This window comes from Sporosarcina sp. E16_8, from assembly GCF_017347095.1.
Classification (GTDB): Bacteria; Bacillota; Bacilli; order Bacillales_A; family Planococcaceae; genus Sporosarcina.
In genome coordinates this window covers 1-4,765 of the sequence record NZ_JADPRZ010000093.1, presented here as the reverse complement: position 1 = coordinate 4,765, position 4,765 = coordinate 1, and the positions used below count along the sequence as shown (strand labels likewise).

Genomic DNA, 4,765 nt, shown 5'->3' with positions numbered 1-4,765 from the left:
GACAAGCGCTGGAGGGCCTTAAGAGAAAGGCGCACTTTGCCTTTAACTTAAGGACTGAAGCGACTCGAGGGGCTAGGCGCTGGAGCTAGACATGAAGAAAAGCGCAAGCGCCTTGTTAGACCCGACAAGCGCTGGAGGGCCTTAAGAGAAAGGCGCACTTTGCCTTTAACTTAAGGACTGAAGCGACAGAGGAAGGCAGCTTAGGATCGCGACATCCTGTCGCAACAAAGAGGGATGGAGTTCAATCCCTCTCCGCTGCATGACCCACGTCGTGTGGGCCCAGGGGCTAGGCGCTGGAGCTAGACATGAAGAAAAGCGCAAGCACCTTGGTAGACCCGACAAGTGCTGGAGTCTAAACAGAACGTAAAAAAGAAGCGGACCAGTTAAATGGCTCCGCTTCTTGAGGTTTAATTACTAAAATAGGAAAAATAAAAATTCGTTATCTACTAACGAATTCGATTTCAAACATATACGTTTAGTTGAAAAAAATGGAGGAGGTAGAGGGATTCGAACCCCCGCGGGATTTGACTCCCCTGTCGGTTTTCAAGACCGATCCCTTCAGCCGAGCTTGGGTATACCTCCGTGTCAACAATTAATAATTTATCATGTTTGAAATGAAGTGTCAACAGTTTTATGAAAATAACTTTATTCAATTGATATTAATTGATTTAACCTAGTAGATTGAGTATACTTGTAAATGCCGTGCTAGGTGGGGAGATAGCGGTGTCCTGTAACTTGCAATCCGCTCTAGCAAGACTGAATCCCTTCCCGAGGCTGTCCGTATTGTAGGGTCTGCCTCTTGCACGCAGTGTTGACGTTTGGGTCCCGCGCAATGGGAACCTATGAACTATGTCAGGTCCGGAAGGAAGCAGCATTAAGTAGAATTTCTCATGTGCCGCGGGGTCGCCTAGACCGAGCTGGCGACAGGAGTAACGCTTATGTGCGGCTGTCAGAGGAAGGTGCACGGCATTAATTTCACAATTCGACTCGTCCGTTTCTACGGACGAGTTTTTTGTTGTCTAGACTTTAGCTCCTAGCCGCTGGGTCCACACGAAGTGGGTCATGCAGGCGTTGTTACCGTTGGCCACCTTCATCTTTCGATTTGTCGGGGCTCACCAGACATTTACGCTTTTCTAGTTGCCTTGAAAAGGGATTAGTGTGTACGTTTATGCTATAATGGAAACATTAGCGCATTGCGTCAAAAGGAGAGGAAACTGTTGGTGTATCAAGCTTTTTACCGCGTATATCGGCCTCAGTCATTTGCTGAGATGTCTGGGCAGCAACATGTGAAACAGACACTTCAGAACGCCCTCCTTCATAATAAGACGACACATGCTTATCTTTTCTCGGGTCCAAGAGGCACGGGGAAGACAAGTGCCGCGAAAATTTTTGCTAAAGCGTTAAATTGCGAAAATGGCCCGGCAAAAGAACCGTGCAATGAATGCTCGACGTGTATTAGCATCACGGAAGGGTCGAATACGGATGTCATCGAATTTGATGCGGCTTCGAACTCGCGTGTTGAGGAAATGCGAGACATTATTGAAAAGGTACGGTTTGCCCCGTCGAATGCTCGATTTAAAGTATATATTATCGATGAGGTACATATGTTATCAAATTCGGCATTCAATGCGCTTTTGAAAACACTTGAGGAACCGCCATCGCATGTCGTATTTATCTTAGCAACCACGGAACCGCATAAACTACCACTGACGATTATTTCAAGATGTCAGCGCTTCGATTTTAAACCAATTACACCGGCTGATATTACTAATCGAATGAAGACAGTCCTTTCGGATGCGGGTATTGAGTCTGATGAAAGTGCTTTGAAAGTAATTGCGCAGGCAGCTTCTGGAGGAATGCGTGATGCACTCAGTATGCTCGACCAAGTTGTGTCGTTCAGTGGAGACAAGATAACAATTGAAGATGCACTTCTTGTAACTGGATCAATTGGTGAAGATATATTTCATCAATTGGCAGAAGCGCTACTTGGTAAAGATGCCGGCGTGGTGCTGACATTGCTTGATCGACTTATTTCCGAGGGGAAAGATGTTTCTAGGCTAGCAGAAGATTTAATCACGTTTTTCCGGGACCTACTTCTTCTGAGAACAGCACCCAGTTTAAAAGACTTACTCGAACTCATACCTGGTGATGAACGGTTTGTAGAAATGGCACAACGGTTTGAAATGGATAAGTTGTACTTGTTCATCGACATACTAGCAAAAACACAACAGGAAATGCGGTTCTCCAATCATGCGAAAGTATATATTGAGTCTGCCTTTTTGAAAATGATTCACCTTGACAACCCTGTGCAGGCCGGTGGCGGCAATCACGCCATTGACCCAGGGCTTACGCAGAAGGTAGCAGATCTTGAGCGCACTATCGTGGAATTGCAACAACAGATGTCTAGTGGTGGGATGAATAAGCAGGCGGCTGCAGATCAATCCGCACAACCACGGAAAAATGCGTCAAAGTCATCGCAAGGTTTCAAAGTCCCAACAGGTAAGATCCACGAAGTATTGAAATCTGCGACAAAACAAGATATCAAGACGATTCGGGAAGAGTGGGCGGGCATGATGCAGACGATGCAAAGGTCACACGCCGCACTTCTCGAAGAGACAGAACCGGTTGCAGCATCAGAGAATGCTTTTGTGTTAAAATTCAAATATGAAATCCATTGCCTCATGGCGTCTGAAAATCCATCACTTCGGTCGGGTCTGTCAGAAGCCTTACGTTCACGAACTGGAAAAGCATACGAAGTAGTGTATGTGCCTGAAGAAGGTTGGTTGAGTGTAAGGGGAGACTTCATTCGGAAAAACGGACTTGCTAAACAACAAGAACCGGATAGTTCTGATGAAGGGGCACCTAATGAAGAAATGCTTTCTTTTGTAAAGGAAGCAGAACAGGAAAATGCGGACCCGATTGTAACTGAGGCGGAAAAGATTTTCGGTAAAGATTTCATTGAAGTCCATGACGATTAAAAATTAGAGGAGGAAACAAACGTGAAGGGTATGGGAAATATGCAAGGCATGATGAAACAAATGCAGAAGATGCAAAAACAAATGGCTGTAGCACAGGAAGAGCTTGGTGAAAAACGTCTTGAGGGTTCAGCGGGCGGCGGTATGGTGAAAGTCGTCGTATCTGGAGATAAGCAGGTTGTCGAAGTAATCGTTGATCCGTCCGTTGTGGATCCGGAAGATGTTGAAATGTTACAAGACCTTATTGTCATTGCAACTAATGATGCCATGGCTAAGGCGGAAGAACTAACGAACTCTACGATGGGTCAATTCACAAAAGGAATGAACCTACCGGGAATGTTCTAGGAGGCATATAAATGCATTACCCTGAACCAATATCAAAACTGATGGATAGTTTTATGAAATTGCCAGGTATCGGCCCGAAAACAGCGGGTCGTCTGGCGTTTTTTGTCTTAAGTATGAAAGAGGATACTGTGATGGATTTTGCAAAAGCTCTCGTTGACGCTAAACGGAATCTACGTTTTTGCTCGGTTTGCGGCCATATTACGGATATCGATCCCTGCCATATTTGTCAGGATACACAGCGTGATGGTTCTATAATTTGTGTTGTTCAAGACCCCAAAGACGTTATTGCTCTAGAGAAGATGAGGGATTATAAAGGGCTTTATCACGTCCTTCACGGAGCCATCTCTCCAATGGATGGGGTTGGACCTGAAGATATTAATGTTCCATCCTTGCTGGTTCGACTACAGAACGAAGAGGTTGAGGAATTGATTCTGGCCACGAACCCTACAATAGAAGGAGAAGCGACCGCAATGTATATTTCTAGGCTTGTGAGACCTTCGGGAATTAAAACAACTAGGATTGCACATGGACTACCTGTCGGCGGTGATCTTGAATACGCGGATGAAGTTACATTATCGAAGGCGCTGGAAGGTCGCCGGGAGTTATAGGGGGTCCGCTTCGGTGTTAAGGCGAAAAAGTAAGTTGAAAAAAGAGTTTGATGAACGCCTTCATTCATTAATGGTAGAAACGAAAGAAGAATGGGAACAGGCAAGAGGCATTGAGCGTTATCTCAATGATTATGACCAAGAAGTAATTGTTAGACGGAAAATAGCTGAGTGTAAACACTTTTACTTATATAAAGAAGCAAAAGCTCGACGGTTAGGCAAGGATTGATATATTTTCACGGGACCGCATAGAATGGATCATTCATTGAAAAGGGGTGTTTCCCGTGAAAGTTATCGGTATTGTTGTCGTTATATTGGTTCTCCTTCTATTAGTATTGGTGGATAAGAAACATATCCACAATGCTTTGGAGCGTTTATCGGTCTATTGGTTTCGGTTGGCATTTGCATTCCTAGTTCTTTTTGCAATGAATGTTGCAGGAGGCTTTGTGGGTATCTATGTACCTGTAAACATCACGTCTGGACTATTACTCGCCATTTTAGGGATACCAGGAATCGCTACGCTATGCGCTTTTGCAATATTTTTATGAAAGATTGTTATAAAGTGTTGACTTATGTTCGGAGACGTAGTAATCTTATGTATGTCGCCAGTGAGGGACGCGAAACACACAAAGGAATGCAAGTTGATTCCACTACAAATGAACCTTGAAAACTGAACAGCAAAACATCAATGAAATACAGCGAGAGTGCTAACGCACTTGAGCAAAACGTTTCTAACTAAATCAGCTTCGGTTGGTCGAAAAGAAACACACACAAGAATCTTCGGATTCGAGTCAGCAAGAAATGAGCTATTTGATTTCTTTATGGAAAACTCTTTTCATC

General features: G+C 44.4%; 5 protein-coding genes, 1 tRNA gene and 1 other RNA gene. 6 read left to right on the top strand and 1 reads right to left on the bottom strand.

The features are described from left to right. Positions 1-489: 489 nt before the first annotated feature. Positions 490-582, bottom strand: a tRNA-Ser gene (locus tag I2484_RS20690). Between the two features lie 118 nt (positions 583-700). Between I2484_RS20690 and ffs the strand changes: the two genes are divergently transcribed. From ffs to I2484_RS20660, 6 genes are all read left to right on the top strand, one after another. Then, positions 701-967: signal recognition particle sRNA large type (gene ffs, locus I2484_RS20685), an RNA gene on the top strand. Between the two features lie 250 nt (positions 968-1,217). Further along, positions 1,218-2,978, top strand: coding sequence for a DNA polymerase III subunit gamma/tau (gene dnaX / locus I2484_RS20680; protein ID WP_207152942.1), 1,761 nt, complete (start codon positions 1,218-1,220; stop codon positions 2,976-2,978). 21 nt (positions 2,979-2,999) lie between these two features. Continuing rightward, the gene (locus I2484_RS20675; RefSeq protein ID WP_207152941.1) at positions 3,000-3,320 is read left to right on the top strand and encodes a YbaB/EbfC family nucleoid-associated protein; all 321 of its coding nucleotides are present in this window, start codon (positions 3,000-3,002) and stop codon (positions 3,318-3,320) included. 11 nt (positions 3,321-3,331) lie between these two features. Continuing rightward, positions 3,332-3,928, top strand: coding sequence for a recombination mediator RecR (gene recR, locus I2484_RS20670; protein WP_207152940.1), 597 nt, complete (start codon positions 3,332-3,334; stop codon positions 3,926-3,928). 13 nt (positions 3,929-3,941) lie between these two features. Then, positions 3,942-4,154 carry a YaaL family protein gene (locus tag I2484_RS20665; protein ID WP_346014228.1) on the top strand — a complete coding sequence of 71 codons (213 nt, stop codon included), beginning with the start codon at positions 3,942-3,944 and terminating at the stop codon, positions 4,152-4,154. A gap of 55 nt (positions 4,155-4,209) precedes the next feature. Next, the gene (locus tag I2484_RS20660) at positions 4,210-4,473 is read left to right on the top strand and encodes a pro-sigmaK processing inhibitor BofA family protein (protein ID WP_207152938.1); all 264 of its coding nucleotides are present in this window, start codon (positions 4,210-4,212) and stop codon (positions 4,471-4,473) included. Positions 4,474-4,765 lie beyond the last annotated feature (292 nt).